This is a genomic window from Pseudomonas corni (assembly GCF_057128765.1).
Window position 1 is genome coordinate 81,791 of record NZ_JBSKHW010000017.1, and the last position, 19,659, is coordinate 101,449.

General features: G+C 58.9%; 17 protein-coding genes. 6 read left to right on the forward strand and 11 right to left on the reverse strand.

The genetic code is table 11. The features are described from left to right. Positions 1-205: 205 nt before the first annotated feature. The 3 genes from ACWKV9_RS23040 to ACWKV9_RS23050 all read left to right on the forward strand — a co-directional run bounded on the left by ACWKV9_RS23040 (position 206) and on the right by ACWKV9_RS23050 (position 2,607). Positions 206-925 carry a UTRA domain-containing protein gene (locus tag ACWKV9_RS23040; protein WP_483838413.1) on the forward strand — a complete coding sequence of 240 codons (720 nt, stop codon included), beginning with the start codon at positions 206-208 and terminating at the stop codon, positions 923-925. A 199-nt stretch (positions 926-1,124) separates the two neighbouring features. Next, the gene (locus tag ACWKV9_RS23045) at positions 1,125-1,829 is read left to right on the forward strand and encodes a TetR/AcrR family transcriptional regulator (protein WP_483838414.1); all 705 of its coding nucleotides are present in this window, start codon (positions 1,125-1,127) and stop codon (positions 1,827-1,829) included. Next, complete coding sequence (locus ACWKV9_RS23050; protein ID WP_483838415.1) at positions 1,819-2,607, forward strand: pyrroline-5-carboxylate reductase family protein; 789 nt, start codon at positions 1,819-1,821, stop codon at positions 2,605-2,607. Before ACWKV9_RS23045 ends, ACWKV9_RS23050 begins: the two co-directional genes overlap by 11 nt. A 644-nt stretch (positions 2,608-3,251) precedes the next feature. On the opposite strand, the gene ACWKV9_RS23055 is transcribed toward ACWKV9_RS23050, so the two are convergent. After that, the gene (locus ACWKV9_RS23055; protein ID WP_483838416.1) at positions 3,252-5,288 is read right to left on the reverse strand and encodes an oxidoreductase; all 2,037 of its coding nucleotides are present in this window, start codon (positions 5,286-5,288) and stop codon (positions 3,252-3,254) included. A 214-nt stretch (positions 5,289-5,502) separates the two neighbouring features. On the opposite strand from ACWKV9_RS23055, the gene ACWKV9_RS23060 reads away from it, so the two are divergent. Continuing rightward, positions 5,503-6,405 carry a glycine betaine ABC transporter substrate-binding protein gene (locus ACWKV9_RS23060; RefSeq protein WP_483838417.1) on the forward strand — a complete coding sequence of 301 codons (903 nt, stop codon included), beginning with the start codon at positions 5,503-5,505 and terminating at the stop codon, positions 6,403-6,405. Between the two features lie 159 nt (positions 6,406-6,564). On the opposite strand, the gene ACWKV9_RS23065 is transcribed toward ACWKV9_RS23060, so the two are convergent. From ACWKV9_RS23065 to minC, 7 genes are all read right to left on the reverse strand, one after another. Next, positions 6,565-8,694, reverse strand: a complete 2,130-nt coding sequence (locus tag ACWKV9_RS23065; protein ID WP_483838457.1) for a mechanosensitive ion channel family protein — start codon at positions 8,692-8,694, stop codon at positions 6,565-6,567. 212 nt (positions 8,695-8,906) lie between these two features. After that, positions 8,907-9,071, reverse strand: a complete 165-nt coding sequence (locus tag ACWKV9_RS23070) for a hypothetical protein (protein WP_483838418.1) — start codon at positions 9,069-9,071, stop codon at positions 8,907-8,909. Positions 9,072-9,234: 163 nt separating this feature from the next. Further along, on the reverse strand, positions 9,235-10,524 hold the full coding sequence (locus tag ACWKV9_RS23075; RefSeq protein ID WP_483838419.1) for a M18 family aminopeptidase: 1,290 nt from the start codon (positions 10,522-10,524) through the stop codon (positions 9,235-9,237). A gap of 1,088 nt (positions 10,525-11,612) precedes the next feature. Beyond that, positions 11,613-12,248, reverse strand: a complete 636-nt coding sequence (locus ACWKV9_RS23080; protein ID WP_483838420.1) for an RluA family pseudouridine synthase — start codon at positions 12,246-12,248, stop codon at positions 11,613-11,615. 99 nt (positions 12,249-12,347) lie between these two features. Next, positions 12,348-12,602, reverse strand: coding sequence for a cell division topological specificity factor MinE (minE, locus tag ACWKV9_RS23085; RefSeq protein WP_483838421.1), 255 nt, complete (start codon positions 12,600-12,602; stop codon positions 12,348-12,350). Next, complete coding sequence (gene minD / locus ACWKV9_RS23090) at positions 12,602-13,414, reverse strand: septum site-determining protein MinD (protein WP_237254080.1); 813 nt, start codon at positions 13,412-13,414, stop codon at positions 12,602-12,604. Before minD ends, minE begins: the two co-directional genes overlap by 1 nt. Before the next feature lie 198 nt (positions 13,415-13,612). Further along, a complete protein-coding gene (gene minC / locus ACWKV9_RS23095; protein WP_483838422.1) occupies positions 13,613-14,356 on the reverse strand; it encodes a septum site-determining protein MinC in 744 nt (247 codons plus the stop codon). 144 nt (positions 14,357-14,500) lie between these two features. Between minC and ACWKV9_RS23100 the strand changes: the two genes are divergently transcribed. After that, positions 14,501-15,433 carry a lipid A biosynthesis lauroyl acyltransferase gene (locus ACWKV9_RS23100; RefSeq protein ID WP_483838423.1) on the forward strand — a complete coding sequence of 311 codons (933 nt, stop codon included), beginning with the start codon at positions 14,501-14,503 and terminating at the stop codon, positions 15,431-15,433. A 97-nt stretch (positions 15,434-15,530) separates the two neighbouring features. On the opposite strand, the gene ACWKV9_RS23105 is transcribed toward ACWKV9_RS23100, so the two are convergent. The 3 genes from ACWKV9_RS23105 to ACWKV9_RS23115 all read right to left on the reverse strand — a co-directional run bounded on the left by ACWKV9_RS23105 (position 15,531) and on the right by ACWKV9_RS23115 (position 18,748). Beyond that, positions 15,531-16,385: a pirin family protein gene (locus tag ACWKV9_RS23105; protein WP_483838424.1), complete on the reverse strand. Its 855-nt coding sequence runs from the start codon at positions 16,383-16,385 to the stop codon at positions 15,531-15,533. A 268-nt stretch (positions 16,386-16,653) separates the two neighbouring features. Next, on the reverse strand, positions 16,654-17,457 hold the full coding sequence (locus tag ACWKV9_RS23110) for an MlaA family lipoprotein (protein ID WP_483838425.1): 804 nt from the start codon (positions 17,455-17,457) through the stop codon (positions 16,654-16,656). Further along, positions 17,450-18,748: a serine/threonine protein kinase gene (locus ACWKV9_RS23115; RefSeq protein WP_483838426.1), complete on the reverse strand. Its 1,299-nt coding sequence runs from the start codon at positions 18,746-18,748 to the stop codon at positions 17,450-17,452. Before ACWKV9_RS23115 ends, ACWKV9_RS23110 begins: the two co-directional genes overlap by 8 nt. A 222-nt stretch (positions 18,749-18,970) precedes the next feature. Between ACWKV9_RS23115 and ACWKV9_RS23120 the strand changes: the two genes are divergently transcribed. After that, entirely contained in the window at positions 18,971-19,327 is a 357-nt protein-coding gene (locus tag ACWKV9_RS23120; protein WP_483838427.1) for a hypothetical protein, read from the forward strand. Positions 19,328-19,659: the final 332 nt, after the last annotated feature.

The following is a 19,659-nucleotide window of genomic DNA, read 5'->3' on the forward strand; positions in this document are numbered from 1 at the left end:
CAGCTGTCGGCTAAGCGTAGACCATGGCCAAGTAATTGATATGAAAAGGCTATATGCATTGCTTGCAGCGGGATTTCGCCCGCGCTTCGCTGGCCTGTCACTGAACAGTCATCTACGCTCCCTAGGCTTTGCAGCACATAAATGGGCCGTTGCGTTGTAGACCTTGCCCCTAAATAGCGCTGGTCTAGTCCAGATAGGTAACGAAATGCGCGAAGACGTGCCACGAGCCGTGACGACCATTTGCAACGCTTTGCAAGAGCAGATCGAGCACGGTCTTTTGCCGCCCGGTAGCAAGTTGCCCGCCGAGCGCAAACTCAGTGAAGTATTCGGCACTACCCGCATTACCCTGCGCGAGGCGTTGGTGCAGCTTGAGGCCCAAGGGCTGATTTATCGGGAAGAGCGGCGTGGCTGGTTCATTTCACCGCCACGTCTGGCCTACGATCTGATGCGTCGCAGCCACTTTCACGCGATGGTCCTGGCTCAGGGCCGGGTGCCGGAGACTCAAGTGATTTCTGCGCGGTTACAGCCCGCTTCAGCCACGGTGTGTGAGTTGCTGCGACTGCCGGCCTTATCCAGCGTGATCCAGATCTGTCGCGCACGGCGCATCGACCAACGACTGGTGCTGTACGTCGAGCACTATCTCAATCCTGAGTATTTCCCGCTGATCCTCGACTTCGATCTCAATCAATCACTGACCGAGTTGTACGCCAGCCATTACGACATTCGCTACGGCCAGGTGCGTTTTGAAATGGTCCCGACTGCGCTGCCCATCGATGCGGCGGCGGCATTGAAAGTCTCGATCGGCAGCCCCGGCCTGCGCATCGCCCGGGTCAATCACGACCAACAGGGCCGGCTGATCGACTGCGATCTTGAGTATTGGCGCCATGACGCGATCCATGTGAGTGCGGTGGTAGGGGATGTTTGAGAACGGGCTCCACGATTTTGGTCGTATCCTCACTTCTGATGGGCACACCATCCTGGACGCACCCCATCCGCCCGTTGTCATTCACTGCACCTGATTTCATTAAAGCCCGACGCCACGTCATTGAAATGTACAGGGATGTACATCAAAAGATCAGGGGCGTACAGTCCGCTCACTTATCCAAAGACAAAGGCGACGCGTGATGTCGGTATCAGGCAAGGAACGGGGTAAATCCCAGGATTCTGGCTGGCGTGGCTCACCAGAAGGATGGCTCGACGCCGCTTACGAGGCGTTGAAGGAGTCCGGCGTCGATGCGGTTCGCGTGATGCCGCTGGCCAAACGTTTGAATCTGTCCAGAACCAGCTTTTATTGGTTTTTTCAGGACCGCGAGCAGCTATTGGCGGCGCTCCTGGCCCGCTGGAAGGACAAGAACAGCGGCGGTATGGTCAAGCAATGCGAAAGCTATGCGGAAAACATCACTGAGGCCATCCTCAACGTTTTCGAGTGCTGGCTTAACACCGAACTTTTCGATTCGCAGTTCGAATTCGCCGTGCGCAGTTGGGCTTTGCAATCGGAGGAAGTGTCTGTGGAAATCGCGGCAGCGGACCAGGCACGCATCAACGCGTTATCGGCCATGTTCAGGCGCTTTGGCTACGATCCCGACGGCGCCGACACCCGGGCCCGCACCATCTACCTTACGCAGATCGGCTATATCTCCATGAAGACCAGTGAAGACATCACTGAGCGCTTCCGCCGTATCCCGCATTACGTCAGCATCTTTACCGGTAAGGCCCCTAAAAAGCGCGAGCTTGATCGCTTCTTCGGTAAATTCGGTTTCGCCGAGAAGCAGCCGGGGGAGTTTGTCGCGCTGGTGGGCACGTTCGAGGAGTCGTCGGGTGCGAGCTGACACCAAGGGTGTCATCGGCATCATCGGTGGCACCGGCTGGCTGGGTGGCGCACTTGCCGAGGCGATGCTGGATGGCGCGTTCATCACACCTGATCGACTGTTGCTGTCCAACCGCTCCGGCAGTCATCCACTCGCTGAAACAGGGGCCCGCCTGCTGGCCGATAACCAGGCGCTGGTGGACGCCAGTGCCACCGTGATCATCGCGGTGCGCCCCGAGCAATTCAAAGCGCTCACTATTGATGCCTCGGGTAAGCGCGTCATCTCGCTGATGGCGGGTGTTTCTTCCTGGGCGATCATTGAGGCGACTGGCGCTGCGACCGTCGTCCGGGCAATGGCCAATGCAGCGGTCGAGATAAGACGCTCCTTCACGCCTTGGCATTGCACGAGTGAACTGACGCCCTCCGAGGTTGAGTTCATCCAAGGCCTGCTTGAGTGCGTCGGCACGGCGAGCCGAGTGCCAAGCGAACATTGCATCGATTACCTGAGCGCGATGTCCGGCACCGGTCCTGCGTTTCCTGCGTTGTTGATGACCGCGCTCATCCATCAGGCCATCGACGCTGGCGTTCCCGAGGACGTTGCCCGGCAGGCGGCGCACGGCGTGGTGGTGTCGGCCAGCCAGTTGCTGGCCCGGCATGACCCGCAGGCGATGATCGATTCGCTGGTGGCGTACAAAGGCGTGACCGCCGCTGCGTTGCAGAGCCTGATGGATGCCGGCTTTGAAGACATGTTGGGCCGAGCGTTAGAGTCAGGTGTCACGGTGGCGCGCAATGGCTTGTAGCGCTGAGCATGACGACCGTCTTTCCTCGACACGACTTCGAACCTCACGCTTTTTGATCTGCCACTGCGGCGTACCGGTCCAACGTCGAATCTGGCGCTTTTGATTCTGCCCGAAGGGCGTAGGCGCCTTGCTTGCAGGCGATGGGGCGCAAAGCGGCCCTAGATTCACCTTATCCACTGCATGCGCCGCATTCACTGCCGGTACCCGGCAGATCGTCAGCAAGCTGGACTCCTACGGCCTCCGGGCAGAATCAGAAGCCATGCACGACCCTACGGCCTCCGGCCAGAATCAGAAGCCATGCACGTCCTCACTGCCCTCGGCCAACGCCTTATCGGCTCACGCGAACCGCTTCTGCCCGGAGGGCGTAGGAGCCTTGCTTGCAGGCGATGGGGCGCGAAGCGGCCCTAGATTCACCTGATCCACCGCATGCGCCGGATTTACTGCCGGTACCCGGCAGATCGTCAGCAAGCTGGACTCCTACGGCCTCCGGCCAGAATCAGAAGCCATGCACGTCCTCACTGCCCTCGGCCAACGCCTTATCGGCTCACGCGAACCGCTTCTGCCCGAAGGGCGTAGGCGCCTTGCTTGCAGGCGATGGGCTGCGCAGCAGCCCTGTGTGAGACAACGCCGTCGGCACCGATTTTTCAGAGGTCTTTGACGAGGCGCAACGCGTCGTAAATGGCGGCGTGGGTGTTGCGCGCGGCCACTGCGTCCCCGATGCGAAACAGCTGGAAGCGGCCTTCCGGATGGGTCACCAGATTCTGCGCTTTGCCGGCGATCAAGTCGTGTTGCTCGACCGCGCCGCCGTTGCTCGACAGTGGACGCAGCTCGAAATACAACTCATCCATCGGCAGCGTGCCGTGGTTGATCACCACCTGATCGACGACGCGCTCCTTATTCACCTTGCCGTAATCACTGCCAAACACCGCGACGAGTTTGCCGTCGCGCCTTTTTACCGATTCGACGCGATAGGTCACGGTGAACACCACATCCAGGTCTTGCAGGCTACGCATGTAAGGCACCAGATTCATGGCCATGACTTCGGGTGAGAAGGCCCGGTCCGGGGTGACGATTTCCAGGCAGGCACCGCTTTTAGCGATGACTTCAGCCGCCTGGAGCGCAGCATGATCCCCCGCGTCGTCGAAGATCAGCACATTCTTGCCGGGCTTTGCATCGCCGGAAATAATGTCCCACGCCGACACGACCCACTCGTTGCCTTCTTTGAGCACCTCGGTGTCCGGCAGGCCGCCGGTCGCGACAATCACCACATCCGGCTCATGGTCCAGCACCGTCTGCGCCTCGGCCCAAGTGTTGAAGTGGAACTTCACGCCCATTCGTTCGCATTGCGCCATGCGCCAGTCGATGATGCTGATCATTTCCCGGCGACGCTCACTCAATGCGGTGAGCCGTATCTGTCCTCCCGGTTGATCTGCAGCTTCCAGCACCGTGACGTCATGCCCGCGTTCTGCGGCGACCCGTGCCGCTTCCAGCCCGCCTGGGCCCGCGCCAACCACAACGACCTTGCGTGGGGTGACGGCCTTCGGGATCTCGTGGGGCATCGTGGTTTCACGCCCGGTTGCCGCATTGTGAATGCAGTAGGCCGCGCCACCCTGGTAGATCCGGTCCAGGCAATAGTTGGCGCCCACACAGGGCCGAATCTCCTCTTCGCGCTTCTCGATGATCTTGCGCACGATGTGTGGATCGGTCATGTGCGCACGGGTCATCCCCACCATGTCGACTTTGCCGGAAGCGATGGCATGACGAGCGGTGGCAACGTCGGGGATCTTCGCGGCGTGGAACGTCGGGAAGCCCGTGGCGGCACGGATTTCACCCGCGAAATCCAGGTGCGGTGAGTTGCGCATGCCCTGGATCGGGATCACGTCGGTCAGGCCAGCGTCGGTGTCGATGTGCCCTTTGACGACGTTGAGGAAGTCAACCAGCCCACTGTCTTTGAGCCTGTGCGAGATGGCCATCCCTTCTTGAGCGCCAAATCCGCCTGGCAGATCCTCATCGCCGGTGTAGCGCACGCCAAGCAGGAAGTCTTCCCCGCATTGCTTGCGAATCCCGCGCAGGATATCGAAGGTGAAACGCAGGCGATTGTCCAGGGAGCCGCCGTATTCGTCGTCCAGGTCATTTGTCAGCGGTGACCAGAACTGATCCATCAAATGCCCGTAAGCCTGAAGCTCCAGGCCGTCCATGCCGGCAGCTTTCATCCGTTCGGCGGCATCGACGTAATCTTTGATGATGCGCTGGATATCCCATGCCTCCAGCTTCTTGGGAAACGAGCGGTGGGACGCCTCACGGCGGTGTGAGGGCGAGACCACAGGCAGCCAGTCCGCCTTGTCCCAGCGAGTACGACGGCCCAGATGCGTCAGCTGGATCATGACGGCCGCACCGTGTTCGTGGCATTCATCGGTCAGGTCCTTGAGCCAGCCGACCACCTCGTCCTTGTACGCCAGCACGTTGTTGAAAACGGGCGGACTGTCGCGAGACACGGCTGCCGAGCCTGCGGTCATCGTCAGTGCGACCCCTGCCTTGGCCCGCTCCACGTGATAGGCCCGATAAAGGTCCTTGGGCATCCCGTCGACCGGGTACGCCGGTTCATGCGACGTGGTCATGATGCGGTTTCGCAGGGTCAGGTTTTTGATGGTGTAGGGCTGTAGCAGCGGGTCGCTGGACATTATGGCGCGCTCCTGGGAGGGAACATCAGGCTGGTTTGACGCGAAATTATGCGAAATGTACATAGGTGTCAATCATGTATGACGCCTGTGTACATTTCTCTTGCGCCCCCACGAGTTGTGTGGATACCATCCCCTGAACAGCCGGCCCAGACCGGCGCGATTACCGCTTTCACTGCCACACCCGGAACCTCCATACACGAAAGGGGAATGCACAATGGTTGCTTGCTCACTGCATAAGAAAAAACGTATTGGCTGGTTGGCAGGGGTCGCCCTGGCCACCGTGACGCTCATCACCCACGCCGCGGAGCAGCCGCCGGTGCGCATAGGTTGGGTCAACTGGTCGGACACCGAGATCGCAGTGAAGCTGGCCAATCTCGTTCTGGAAGATCAACTCAAGCAGCCGGTCAAGCTGGTCATGGCCGACATCGGTATTCAGTTCCAGGCCATGGCCAACGGCAATATCGATCTGATCCCGATGGTCTGGCTGCCGGGCACGCACAAAGCGTTCTATGACAAGTACAAGGACAAGCTCGAAGACCTGGGCGTGTTGTATGAAGGGCGCATTGGCATGGCGGTCCCGGACAGTGTTCCGGTAAGCGAGGTATCCAGCCTTGCGGACCTGAACAAACCGGAAATCCGAGAGAAGTTCGACGGCAAGATCCTGACGTCCGAGGTCGGCAACGGCCAGTACAAACTGACCGAGAAAGCCATCAACGATAAAAAGATCGTGGGTTACAAGATGGTCGCCTCTTCAGAAAGCGGAATGCTCAGCGAGCTGGACCGCAATCTCAAACGTGGCAAGTGGTCGCTGGTCAATGCCTGGAGTCCGCACTGGATGTTCTCCAAGTACCCGCTGCGCTATCTCGATGACCCCGAGCACCTGTTTGGCGGCACAGAGCAGATTCACGCGGTCGCTCGCAAAGGATTCAGTGCACAGTACCCGCAAGTGGCACAGTTCTTCGCCCACTACTCGATCCCCAAAGCGGATCTTGAAAGCATGATGATGCGGGCTCGCGAAAGCTCTGCGGACAAAGTGGTCGCCGAGTACTACGCCACCAACAAACCGCGCTTTGCGGCAATGTTCGACAACGTTAAAACGGCTTCGACGACGCCTTGATCCTTCTGCGCGCCGGTCTTGCGCCCGGTGTGCCTGGCCTGGCTTGATGCTGCGGGCTGCAGGAGTGGGTTTGCTGGTGATTGCACTGTTTCAGACATCAGCGGATGTCAGGCACAGAGTATTTGCGAGCAAGCTCACTCCTGCAGGTTGTTGAGTCGATCAGGAAACCGATTCGCCTTTTTGCCCGCGAACCCCGCTAATGCTACCGCCACTGGTGCTGACCTGAACATTCAGGCGCGGTGTCGCCAGATCCATACCGGCCTCATCCAGGTAGCGCTTGAGTGATAGGTTGAACGCCCGGGACACTTCCCATTGCTTGATCGGCGCTGTCTTGAAACGCGCACGAAGAATGGCGTTGCCTGACTCGAAACTTTCAACCCCCTGAATCTCCAGCGGCGACCAGATATTACGGCGTTGCAGCGGGTCGGCGCGCATCTTCTGACCGACATCGCGAATCATCTTCAACGCGTCGTCGATATTCATATTCGATGGGATGGCGATGCGGAAGATCGCGTAGCCGAACTCTCGTGAGTAGTTCTGAATACTTTTGATCTCGCTGAACGGAATCGTGTGCACGATGCCGTCGATATCGCGCAGGCGCACAGTGCGAATGGTCAGCCCTTCGACGGTGCCCAGATGACCGGCGACGTCCACATAGTCGTCGATGGCCAGCGAGTCCTCGATGATGATGAACAACCCTGTGATCAAGTCCGCTACCAGCGACTGCGCACCAAAGCCGATCGCCAGACCGATCACACCGGCACCGGCCAGCAGCGGCGTCACATTCATGCCCATGTTCGCCAGGGCGACGATCAGCGCAATGATCAAAATCGTCACGAACAGCACGTTGCGGATCAGCGGCATCATCGTCTGCGCGCGTGCATTGGCCAGACCTTTGCGCGAGCGGGTGAGGGCGTGGTGAATCGCGGTGTCACTGATGATCCAGATCAGCCACGCAAACATCAGTGTCGCCATCAGCCCGATGAGTTTGACGCTGATATCGTGGCCTTCGCCGTCGGCAAAGCGGATCAACGATAGGCCCCAGACCCGCAGCCCCAATTCGATGAACACCAGCCAGACCAGCAGATGCACGACGATGTAAAAGAAGTTTTTCAGCCGGTCCGAATACAGCGCGTGGCGTTTGTGGCCGTGGGTGGGGCGCTGCGAATGGCGCCGCACCAGGCCGTTGATCACCATGCTCAACACCAGCAATACCGTGCAGATCAAGGCCTGACGCAACGCGGTGCTGGTGTCGCCTGCCGAGAAGAACGTCGCGAACAGCGAGACGCCCACCAGCACCAGTGCGGGCAGGTACCAGAAGCTGCCGATCACTTCGATGCTGTCACTCAGGGCGCGGCGTTTCAGCCGGCGCGACAATGGCTGGTTACGAATCAGATGGGCGATGGGGCGGCGGAAACGAATGACGAATAACCCGCTCGACACAGCGGCCATGACATTGGCCAGGGTCGCAGCGGTGTGCGCCAGGTGCACGCCGAGACTGGCGACCAGGCGCGGATCGCTGAGCGCCTCGCCGAAGGCTGCGAAACTGCCGATCCACCACAGCGGCCGAAACGCCTGGTGACGCAGGATGTACAGCGCTTGGTGGCGATGAGGGCCGTCGAGCAACGAAAACGCTATCACGCAGATAGCCGAAAAAAGCGTACCCACCACCAGCGCGTAAGCCAGCACCATCGCCAGATCCCGACCCAGCGAAGGAGGCAGCGAATAGCTGAGATAGATCGTGAAAATCAGCGCTACCAGCCAAGGGCCAAGTTTGCGCAAGGCAAAGCGCAGCATGTCCCAGGGGCGTGGGTGTTGCGGCAGCTCTTCGGACAGGCCGAAACGCAGGCGCACTTTATGACCCAGCCAGATAAGCGCCGCGGCCGAGAGGCTCCACAACGCCAACACCACGGCAAAACTTGCGATGATCGGCCACCACTGGTTGGCGGGCAGCATCAGGGCAACCAGTTCGTCTTGCGCCAATTCGACTTCATCTGCCCATCGGCTGAGCGGGCTGTCGTCGCCGGTAAACTGCTTTTCAAGCTCTGCAAATGAACTGCCGATCAAACCCAGTACGCCTTGTTCGGCAGTCGGTTGAGCTTTTTTGGTGGCATCGCGCAGTTTTTTCAGGTCGACCAGCAACTGAGTGCGCTGCTGGTCGTTTTCAAGTGAGGTGATGACTTCGTCCAGCGATTGGCCCAGCGGCTCTTGTGCCTGGGGTTGGGTGGGCTGCCCGCCGCCCAGCAGACTTGGCAAGCCTGCGGCCTGAGTCAGCGCAAGGGGAAACATCGCCAGCAAGGCAATCAGTAAAAGGCGGGACAGGACAAGCAGGCGGGCGGGAGCAATCACCGGGCAATCAACCTTAAATCGACAAACGTCCGACGCTACCAGACGAGAAAGGCCGGGCGCTCGAGACTGAGGCGTCAGAGTTTACGAGTGACATACAGCCTTGGCGAGCGTCATTTTGCGGGCTGGCCAGCGGTTGAGCGAGGTACGGCATGTCAGGTCAGTTTTGCAAGAATCTTGATCATGGCCGTGCCGAGCATCAGCACCATGCCCAGCGTGATCGAGGCGACCCCGCTGCTGTATTCGCGATAGCTGAAGCCGACACACAACAACAGCATTCCCAATACGACCGGAATCAGCAGAGTGAGGTATTCGTCCATGACAGCATGCTCTTTGTAAGAGGCGGTGCTGTCAGTTTAGGTCGGATTTTGCATCTGCGGCGGTGCTTCCGTAGGAGCCAACTTGTTGGCGAGGCTGACAACGCGGCGCATCAGGCACGCTGCCTCGCGAACAAGTTCGCTCCTACAGGGATTACGTTGGCCCTTACGGCAACTCGACACACGCATAAAACGCGGTCAGCACCTTCACCAGATGCGACAGATCCTGGCTGCCTGCCAGCTCACGAATCGAGTGCATGGCAAACGTCGGCAGGCCAATGTCGACCGTGCGTACACCCAGATGGCTGGCAGTGATCGGGCCGATGGTCGAGCCACAGCCCATGTCGCTGCGCACCACGAAACTCTGCACCGGGACTTCTTCGGCCATGCACAGATGGCGGAAGAACCCGGCGGTTTCGCTGTTGGTGGCGTAACGCTGGTTGCTGTTGACCTTGATCACGGGACCGGCGTTGAGCTTGGGGCCGTGATTGCCGTCGTGCTTGTCGGCGTAGTTGGGGTGCACGCCATGGGCGTTGTCTGCCGAAACCAGCAGTGATTTCTGGATGGTGCGTACGTAGTCGTCACCTTCGGGCAGCAGACGCTGAAGGATTTGTTCCAACATCGGGCCATCAGCGCCACACGCCGAGGACGAGCCAACTTCTTCGTGGTCAGTACAGACCAGCAGACAGGTTTCTTCGGTGTCGGCATTGAGCAACGCTTGCAGCCCGGCGAAGCACGACAGCAGGTTGTCCAGGCGCGCGCCAGCAATGAAATCGCCGTTCAGACCCACAACCGCAGCGCTTTGGGTGTCGTAAAAGCTCAGCTCGTAATCGAGCACGACGTCTGCGTTCAAGCCATGTTCGCGGGCCAGTTGATCGGTCAGCAGGGCGCGGAAATCAGCACGCTCGTCGCCTGCCACCTGCGCCAGAATCGGCGGCAGTTCGGTCTGCGGGTTGATCGCCCAGCCTTCGTTGGCCGTGCGATTGAGGTGAATTGCCAGGTTCGGGATCACCGCGATGGGCAGTTTGAAATCGATCAGCTGGCTTTCGACCTTGCCATCACGGCGGAAGGTGACGCGCCCGGCCAGTGACAGGTCGCGGTCGAACCAGGGGGCGAGCAGGGCGCCGCCGTAGACTTCGACCCCCAGCTGCCAGAAACCCTGGCGTTGCAGTTCCGGTTGCGGCTTGACCCGCAGGCATGGGCTGTCGGTGTGGGCGCCGACCAGACGAATGCCGCCGCTCAGGGCTGAAAGACGGCCCAGTTTGAAGGCGACAATGGAGGAGTCGTTACGGGTGACGTAATAGCGGCCGCCGGCTTCAGTGGTCCAGGTTTCACGCTCGTCCAGACGCTGGAAACCTGCGCCTTCGAGGCGTTGTACAAGACTGGCGGTGGCATGAAAGGGGGTGGGAGAGGCCTTGAGGAAATCGATCAGGCCTTGGTTCAACTCTTCGCGCATAAGTTACTCCAGACAGCAATGGGCGCGAGTTTACAGGCCAATGCCGGTTGGAGCGAGTGGGGTGAAGGAGGATGGAGGTCGATCACGCGGTCCCTGTAGGAGCAATCGGAGGTTACGACGGTCGCGATGCGGTGGGTTTGGTGTACTGCGATTGTGTGTATATCCGGCAGCGGCAGCGGTTCACGCAGTCCCCTTGTAGGAGCTGACGACCAGCGGGAGGCTGCGATGCGGTGGATCGGGTGTACCGGGATGGTGTGTATATCCGTTATTTGTGTGGCTGTGGTTATGGTTCCGCCCTTACGGCGGGTCACTTTCGAGAAGCGCGAAAGTAACCAAAGCGCTCTTGCGCCCGGTTTGGCCCTCCTTCGTCGGGTTCCCTCACTCCGGCGACGCTCCGTGGGCACGCCGCCATCGGCCATCCATGGCCGGGGGCGGCTAACGCGGCATCCATGCCGCGCTGCCCACTCCGCGTCGCCTGCGTTCGGCCTGCACCCAAGTCGCGTTTTGCGGTGTCTGGACTGGCGTGGATTAAGATCAAAGGCGAAGCGAAGCGCGCCTCGCGCTTGTCGCCCTTCGTTTTTCGTTTTTCGTTTTTTCCCCTGTCGTGCCGAGATTTTGTGAGCGCTACAAAGTGCGACTTTGGAAGGCCGAGCGCAGGCGTTGCGTAGGGGACAGCGCGGCATGGATGCCGCGCTAGCCGCCCCCGGCCATGGATGGCCGATGGCGGCGTGTCCCCGGAGCAATGCCGGAGCGAGGGAACCCGACGAAGGAGGGCCGGACACGGGAGCGAAAGCGCTTTGGTTACTTTCGCGCTTTTCGAAAGTGACCCGCCGTAAGGGCGGAACCAATATAAGCGGCACCCACGATAACGGATATCCACACAATCTAAGGCGTGTCAGCTACACCGCATCGCAGCCTCGCGTTGCTCGTCAGCTCCTACAGGGGACCGCGTCACCCGCAGCGGCGGAACCGATATAAGCGGCACCCACGATAACGGATATACACACGATCCCGGTACAACAGACACACCGCATCGCAGCCTCGCGTTGCTCGTCAGCTCCTACAGGGGACCGCGTAACGACGACCGGTTAAAACGGCGCTGGGCACTCGAATCGAAGGCGCTCGCCTGAAACCGGATGGGTAAAGCTCAACATCGCCGCATGCAGACACAACCGCGGATACGCCGCCAGCGCCTCGGGATGCGCATACAAACCATCGCCCAACAATGGGTGACCGATTGAAAGCATATGCACTCGCAACTGATGCGAGCGCCCGGTAATCGGCGTCAGCTCCACCCGGCAATGGGTGTCGTATCGCTCCAGCACTTTCCAGAACGTCAGCGCATGCTTGCCGAACTCATGATCTACCACATGCCGCGGTTTGGTCGGTGGGTCGTAGCGCAAAGGCAGATCAATGCTGCCGCTGTCCAGCACCGGTTGCCCCCAACACAGCGCGGTGTAGGCCTTTTCAGTTTCGCGATCATGAAACTGCCGCGACAGCTCGCGATGGGTGTCCGGATCGCGAGCCAACAAAATAATGCCCGAGGTTTCCCAATCCAGCCGATGAACGATCCGCGCTTCGGGGTAGCCGTTTTCCTGCAGACGGGTAATCAGACAGTCCTTGTTATCGTCGGCACGACCAGGAACAGACAGCAGCAGCGTAGGTTTATCGACGACCAGAACGGCTTCGTCCTGATGAATGATGCGGATGTTCGACAACGGCATGTAACGGCCTCAAAGCGTGAACGCTAGAAACGCCAACGGCGGTACCCGGCGCGACTCTGAACCGAGTCACGCTGGATACCGCCGCGGGCCACCGCCGGATCAACGATCTGGCAGGGTGATGTTGAGCTCAAGAATCGAACAGCTGCCTTGGTTTTCCAGGGCGACGTGTACTTGATCGTTCTCGATGTTGACGTATTTACGGATCACTTCAACCAGCTCTTTTTGCAGAGCGGGCAGGTAATCCGGCGTGCTGCGTTGGCCGCGTTCGTGCGCCACGATGATCTGTAGACGCTCTTTCGCGACCGACGCGGTACTTACCTTTTTGCTGGCACGAAAGAAGTCAAAAATATTCATTAATTACCCCCGAACAGGCGTTCGAAAAATCCTTTTTTCTGTACGTCCAGGAAACGATGCTCTTTTTCCTTGCCCAGCAAGCGATCAACTGCATCGCTGTAGGCCTGGCCTGCGTCGCTTTGATCATCGAGGATCACTGGTACGCCCTGGTTGGAAGCCTTGAGCACCGCCTGGGATTCCGGAATCACGCCCAGCAATGTTACCGCGAGGATTTCCTTGACGTCTTCGACGCCCAGCATCTCGCCTTTGCTCACACGCTCAGGGTTGTAGCGAGTCAGCAGCAGGTGTTCTTTGATCGGGTCTTCGCCACGCTCGGCGCGACGGGATTTGCTGGCCAGCAGGCCCAACATGCGGTCGGAGTCACGCACCGACGACACTTCAGGGTTGGTTACAACGATGGCTTCGTCGGCGAAGTACATCGCCAGGTGAGCGCCCGTTTCGATACCGGCCGGGGAGTCGCAGACGACGTACTCGAAGGTTTCCTTGAGTTCCATCAGGACTTTTTCGACGCCTTCTTTGGTCAGCGCGTCTTTGTCGCGGGTCTGGCTGGCAGCCAGTACATACAGGCCTTCGATCTTTTTGTCTTTGATCAGTGCCTGTTGCAGATTCGCTTCGCCGTTGACTACGTTAACGAAGTCATACACGACGCGGCGTTCACAACCCATGATCAGGTCGAGGTTACGCAGACCGACGTCGAAGTCGACGATGACTGTTTTGTGGCCGCGCAGTGCGAGACCGGTACCGATGGCGGCGCTGGTGGTGGTCTTGCCCACACCACCCTTGCCGGATGTAACCACGAGAATCTTGGCCAAGGTGTATCACCCCTAGAGGAAAAGGAACCATGTGTTCCTGAAGAGCCCCTCATGACGCAGCGTTAGTCGAGCAAGAGTGCAGACGTGAGCTTTTATTTGGCCCAAGTTTCGAGAAAATAAACGAATTTCCTCGATTTCCTTCCCTTTGCAGCGTTTTCGCGACGAATCAGAGTGGCTTTGAAAATGGCGCAGTATCCGTTAAAGACGGGTGATGTTCAACACGTCGCCGGACAGACTGACCTGTACCCCGGCACCCCACAGAGGATCTCTGCGCAGGTCTTCGGAAACCTTGTATTGGCCGGCGATGGAAACCAGTTCAGCGACCATCTGCTGGCAGAAAATCCGTGCTTTGGTGTCGCCTTTGATGCCTGCCAATGCCCGGCCCCGCATAGGGCCATAGACATGGATGTTGCCGTCGGCGAGAAGTTCCGCACCCGGGCTCACCGACGAAATCACCACCAAGTCTGAGCCTTGGGCGTAAATCTGCTGCCCGCCACGTACAGGGGCGGTAATGATTTTGGTCGGTTTGATCAACGGCTCAGGCGGCTTTTCGATGATGACCGGTTTTTTCTTTACTTCGCTTTCGATTTCAAGTGGTCGTTCACGGGCACCTGACGGCGGCAGTACGGGCAAGTCGATGGCGATGGCAGCCGCGATGTCTTCGATGCGGTTGGCGCGAATGGCCAGCGTGCGCAGACCATGCTGGCGACACACGCGCATCAGCGCCGGAAGATCAATCGCGCCTTCGTTGGCCGGCAGCTTGTCCAGCGCCAGCACCAATGGCGTGTTGCTGAAGAAGTTTGGCGCTTGGGCGACCTTTGCCGCCAACTGGCGGTCCAGCGCTTCAAGATTGTTGCGCGCCAGCTCCAGCACAGTGATGGCAAGCATGCTGCCCTTGAGCTGGAATACGTGATCCTGGTCTTGCGATTCGATTTGGCTCATGTCGGCATAAAGCGGCTTGTCGCTAAAAGTGCCGAGACTTATAACGAGAACGCCCGCGAGTCGCAAGCGAGCCACTATCCTTCTTGCGCAACCCGTCAGCCATAACGATGTAGAATGCCCGCCTTTGTCCTGACGGAAGCTGTAATGAATCGCCCGCGTTTTCGAGCTTATTTCCTTCACCCGCGCTTCTGGCCACTATGGCTGGGGCTGGGCCTGCTCTGGCTGACCGTGCAATTACCGTTTCGTGTTCTGCTGGTTTTAGGCCGTGGAATCGGCGCGCTGATGTACCGCTTTGCGACCGACCGTCGAGTGATTGCCGCGCGTAACCTTGAGCTGTGTTTTCCGAACCTGACGAAGGCTGAGCGCAAACGCCTGCTGAAGGAAAATTTTGCTTCCACCGGCATCGCGTTTTTCGAGATGGCCATGAGCTGGTGGTGGTCTCGGGAGCGATTGGCGCGCCTGGCGCACATCGAAGGCACCGAGCACCTCAAGCAGGCGCATGCGAACGGGCAGGGCGTGATTCTCATGGCGCTGCACTTCACCACCTTAGAAATCGGCGCCGCGTTGCTGGGTCAGCAACACACCATCGACGGCATGTACCGCGAACACCGAAATCCGCTTTTTGACTTCATCCAGCGTCGAGGCCGCGAGCGGCACAACCTCGATTCGCTGGCGGTGGAGCGCGAAGACGTGCGCGGGATGCTCAAATTGCTGCGCGCCGGTCGCGGCATCTGGTACGCGCCAGATCAGGACTACGGCGCCAAGCAAAGTGTGTTCGTGCCGCTGTTCGGCATTCAAGCGGCCACAGTGACCGCCACCAGCAAGTTCGCCAAACTGGGCCGCGCATTGGTGGTGCCGTTCACTCAAGAGCGTCTGGCCGATGGCAGTGGTTATCGGCTGGTGATTCATCCACCGATGCAGGATTTCCCCGGCGAAAGTGATGAAGTCGATTGCCTGCGCATCAATCAGTGGGTCGAAAAGGCTGTGACGGCGTGCCCGGAGCAGTATCTATGGGCGCACCGTCGTTTCAAAAGCAGGCCACCGGGCGAGCCGAAGCTTTACCCGAAGCGCGGCTGAGGAAGCTCTGTAGGAGCGAATTTATTCGCGAGGCGTTTTGCCTGATACACCAGATTCCTGCCTCGCCAACAAGTTGGCTCCTACAGGAGCGTGGAAATCAGGCGGTCAGCCGATCATCCCGAAAATCGCGCAGCGCCTGTTCGATTTCTTCGCGGGTGTTCATTACAAACGGACCGTACTGCACGATCGGCTCGCCCAGCGGCTTACCGGCGATCAGCAAGACCCGCGCGCCTGATTCGCTGCGCAACTGCACTTCGCCACTTTCTGACAACCGCGCCATTCGTTTCGTCCCGAGTTTCTGCGGCTGGCCGGCCACTTCCAGCTCGCCTTCGTACACGTACAGCAGCACTCGATGCCCGTCAGGCACTTTCGGGGTGATGGCGCTGCCTGCTGGCATGTGGAAGTCGAAGTATTGAGGTTCGGTGTCCGGACGCTGCACGGCGCCTGCTTGCTGAACCTGTCCGTCGTCGAATTGCCCGGCGATGACCACCACCCCGACGCCCCCTTGTGTGGTGAGACGTGGAATGCGCTCCGGCTGGATATCGTCGTAACCCGGATCGCTCAGTTTGGTTTTGCCCGGCAGGTTCAGCCACAGCTGGAAGCCGCGCATGGTGCCTTCTTCCTGCTCCGGCATTTCGCTGTGGATCACGCCGCGTGCCGCGGTCATCCACTGCACGCCACCGCCTTGCAGCAAACCGACGTTACCCATGTGGTCTTCGTGGCGCATGCGGCCTTCGAGCATGTAGGTCACGGTTTCAAAACCGCGATGGGGGTGTGCCGGGAAGCCTGCGATGTAGTCCTCGGGCTTGTCGGAACCGAACTCGTCGAGCATCAGAAACGGATCGAACTGCTCGACGCCAGGCCCGCCAAACACGCGGGTCAGCTGCACGCCAGCGCCATCGGATGTAGCCTGGCCGGTCTGGATTGACAGCACTTTGCGTAGTTGAGTCATGGAAAGGCAACTCCTGAACAGGGTTTCAATGGTGTCTATGCTATGCCTGTTCAGGCGATCAATGGGTGGGTTTTTTGCGGGGGATTGATCGGGCAATTCGATGTTGTTTTCAACGACGCTTTCGCGGACAGGCCCGCTCCCACATGAATCGTGCAATCCCGTGGGAGCGGACCTGTCCGCGAAGAGGCCGTCACAATCAATGAATATTCATGCTTAAAAAAACGGCCAACTGGATCGCTCCAGTGGCCGTTTTTTTGAAGCGATTCCCTTACTCGGAAATCTGCAACTTGCGTGCTTCGGTGTAGACGTAACGCACTTTCTCGTACTCAAACGGCGAGTTCATCTGGCCGTAGCGGAAGCTGGTGGTGTAGCGGCGATCGATCGCGCGCAGCAGGTAGATTTCCGGATGGTCTTCGCTGACCTGCGAGACGTTCAGGAAATTGATCTGCGATTCGGCCGTAAAGTCGAACACCAGGCCTCCTGTGTCACGGAAGTTCGAAGGCCCAAGGATCGGCAGCACGAAGTACGGACCGGCTGGCACGCCATAGAAGCCCAGCGTCTGACCGAAGTCTTCGCTCTGACGTGGCAGGCCCATCATGGTCGCGGGGTCCCACAGGCCGGCGATGCCGATGGTGGTATTCACCAACAGACGACCGGTGGTTTCCATCGAGCGCTTGCCTTTGAACTGCAGCAGGCTGTTCACCAGATTGGGAATGTCACCCAGGTTGCTGAAGAAATTGCTGACGCCGGTGCGCAGGAAGCTTGGGGTGATGTACTTGTAACCGTCTACGACCGGCAGAAATACCCACTCATCGAAGCGATAGTTGAAGTGATAAACCCGACGGTTCCAGGATTCCAGCGGGTCGTACACGTTCAACGCGTTGAGCGTGGCGCGTTCGAATTCCCGTTGATCCAGGCCCGGGTTGAATTTCAACGACTTCAACGGCTCGGTAAAACCATCGGGGGTGTCGTTGCGACTGACCGGCGTCGCCTTAGAAACGATCGGCGCGTCGGCCGCGTGAACCATGCCTGCACACAGCAGGGTAGCGAGGAGAAGCAGACGTTTAGCCACGGAAAAACTCCAGCATGGCGTCGGAGTTGACGCGGTAGTTCAGGTTGCCGCAATGACCGCCGTACGGATAAACGGTCAGGCGATCGCCAAAGGTCTTGCGCAGGAAACCGAGGTCGCCAGGGCCGAGGATCACGTCATCGGCGTTGTGCATGACCGCAATCTTCTTGCTGGTGCTCAGGTAATCCTTCAGGGCGTAAAGGCTCACCTGATCGACCAGTTGCAGCAGGCTGCCACCGTCGGTGCGGGCGCGCCACATCGGGATCACTTGTTCGGTCACGTAGCAGTCGAAGTCGCATTGCAGCGCGCGTTTGAGGAACGGCGTCAGGCTGGTGCCTTCGGTGATCGGGGTCTTGGGCGGTGTAATCAGCCCGCGACGGTTGATCAGGTCCGAAGTAAACGCAATGTCAGCTGCCGAGAAGCGGAACGAGGTGCCGATCAGCATCGCCATCTGCTCGTTGGACAAATGCTGCTTGGACTGTTGGAAGTCGTACAGCAGCGCGTCGTTGAGGTCGATGTAGCCTTTCTGGCGGAAGTAACGGGTCAGCTTGGCCAGTACCAGTTCGTAGAACGTAGTGCTGTTATTGATGCCCTTGACGTCGGTCTGGACCATTTTGTCGAGGTTGCTGATCGAGGTGTACAGGTTGACCGGCGGGTTGATCAGCAGCACTTTCTTGAAATTGAAGCTGCGGCGGGTTTCGTCCAGGTGGCTGACGAAGGCCGCATCCAGCGCGCCCAGGCTATAACCGGTCAGGTAATAGTCGGTGATCTGCAATTTGCTCTGCTGTGCGCGGACGGCCTGCATCACGCGATACAGGTCTTCGGCGTCTTCCTTGGTCACGCCTGGAGTTGCGAAACGCGAGGCGGCGCTCATGAAGTCGTAGCTGGTCGGCGAAGACAACTGCACGACGTGGTAGCCCGCGCCGTAATAGAGCTGCTTCAGGAATTCATTGAGCGTGCTGTTGTAAGGAGCGCCGGTGCCTGCGATCAAAAAGATCAGCGGGGCAGCGTGGTCTTGTTTCGCCAGGCGGTAGCGCAGTTTTTTCACGGCCCAGAAGTTATCCGGCAGTGTGAACTCGCGTTCCGGGCGCAGGGTGAGGCTGTAATCGTCCTGATCAATGTCTGCGTCATCTGGCACTTTGCTGCGCAGATCAGGCGGGGTCGTGGCGATAGTCGCTTCGAACGGGTTGGTCAAAGGAAAGCCATAACTGGACGGGTCGACATCGACCGCCATCACGGACGCACTCAAAAAGAGGCCGCCCATCACGGCGGCGAAGCGTAGAAAACGAAGCATGACTAAATCCCTTGGGAAAGAAGTGCTGTTGGAATACCGCAGGCTATGACACGGGTGTAGTGCCAAAGTGCCGCTCTGGCAAGACAGATATATGAAGCAATCGGGACAATACACGTTCTGATGCTTTTGGCGTGCACCCTTGTGCTCTAAAACTTATCCGATTCTGCATTTTCCCGGCTCAATATATGCTGTCGGCTGCTTTCCATCTTTCTGGAGTTATCTGTGTCTCGTCGTCTGCCGCTCGTTTTACTGTTTGTTGCCTTGGCTGCCTGGCTGGCTATCAGTTATGGACTGCGCTATGGGTTGATGGAAGACGTGCAATGGGTAGGGGTTTGTAGCGAAGAAGCGCTGAAATGGGAATGTCAGGTGCGCGCCAACCTGGGGCTGCTGATTCACTTTCAGGTGTTTGGGTGGGCCGCGTTGATTGCATCGGTGGTGGCGTTCGTGATTCCCCGTCTGCCGGGGCGTGTGCTGGCTTTTATCGCGCTGCTGCTGGGGATACTGGCGCTGGTGCTGTACACGGCGAGTCTGGCGGTGTTCGCGGTGGTGATTGCGGGGCTGCGGCTGGTGCGGGAATAAAGTTGCTTCTGCCCGGAGGGCGTAGGAGCGTAGCTTGCTCGCGATCTGTCGCGAAGCGGCAGCAAAACCTGCGAATGCAATATGGGAGATGAAAACAGGTAGTTAAGGTTTTAGGGTCGCTTCGCAACCCATCGTCGGCAAGCCGGACTCCTACGCCCTTCGGGCAGAAGCACCCCCAAACCCCAGACAGCATAAAGGGGAGCCGAGGCTCCCCTTTAAATCGTTGCACGTGCTCTTTTTTTATTGTTTTAGGGCGGCCTGTTATTGTTTTTGGCGACCAGTCCCTTTACTGCTTCTTCAGTGATCCCCATACGGGATACAAGAGCAAACGT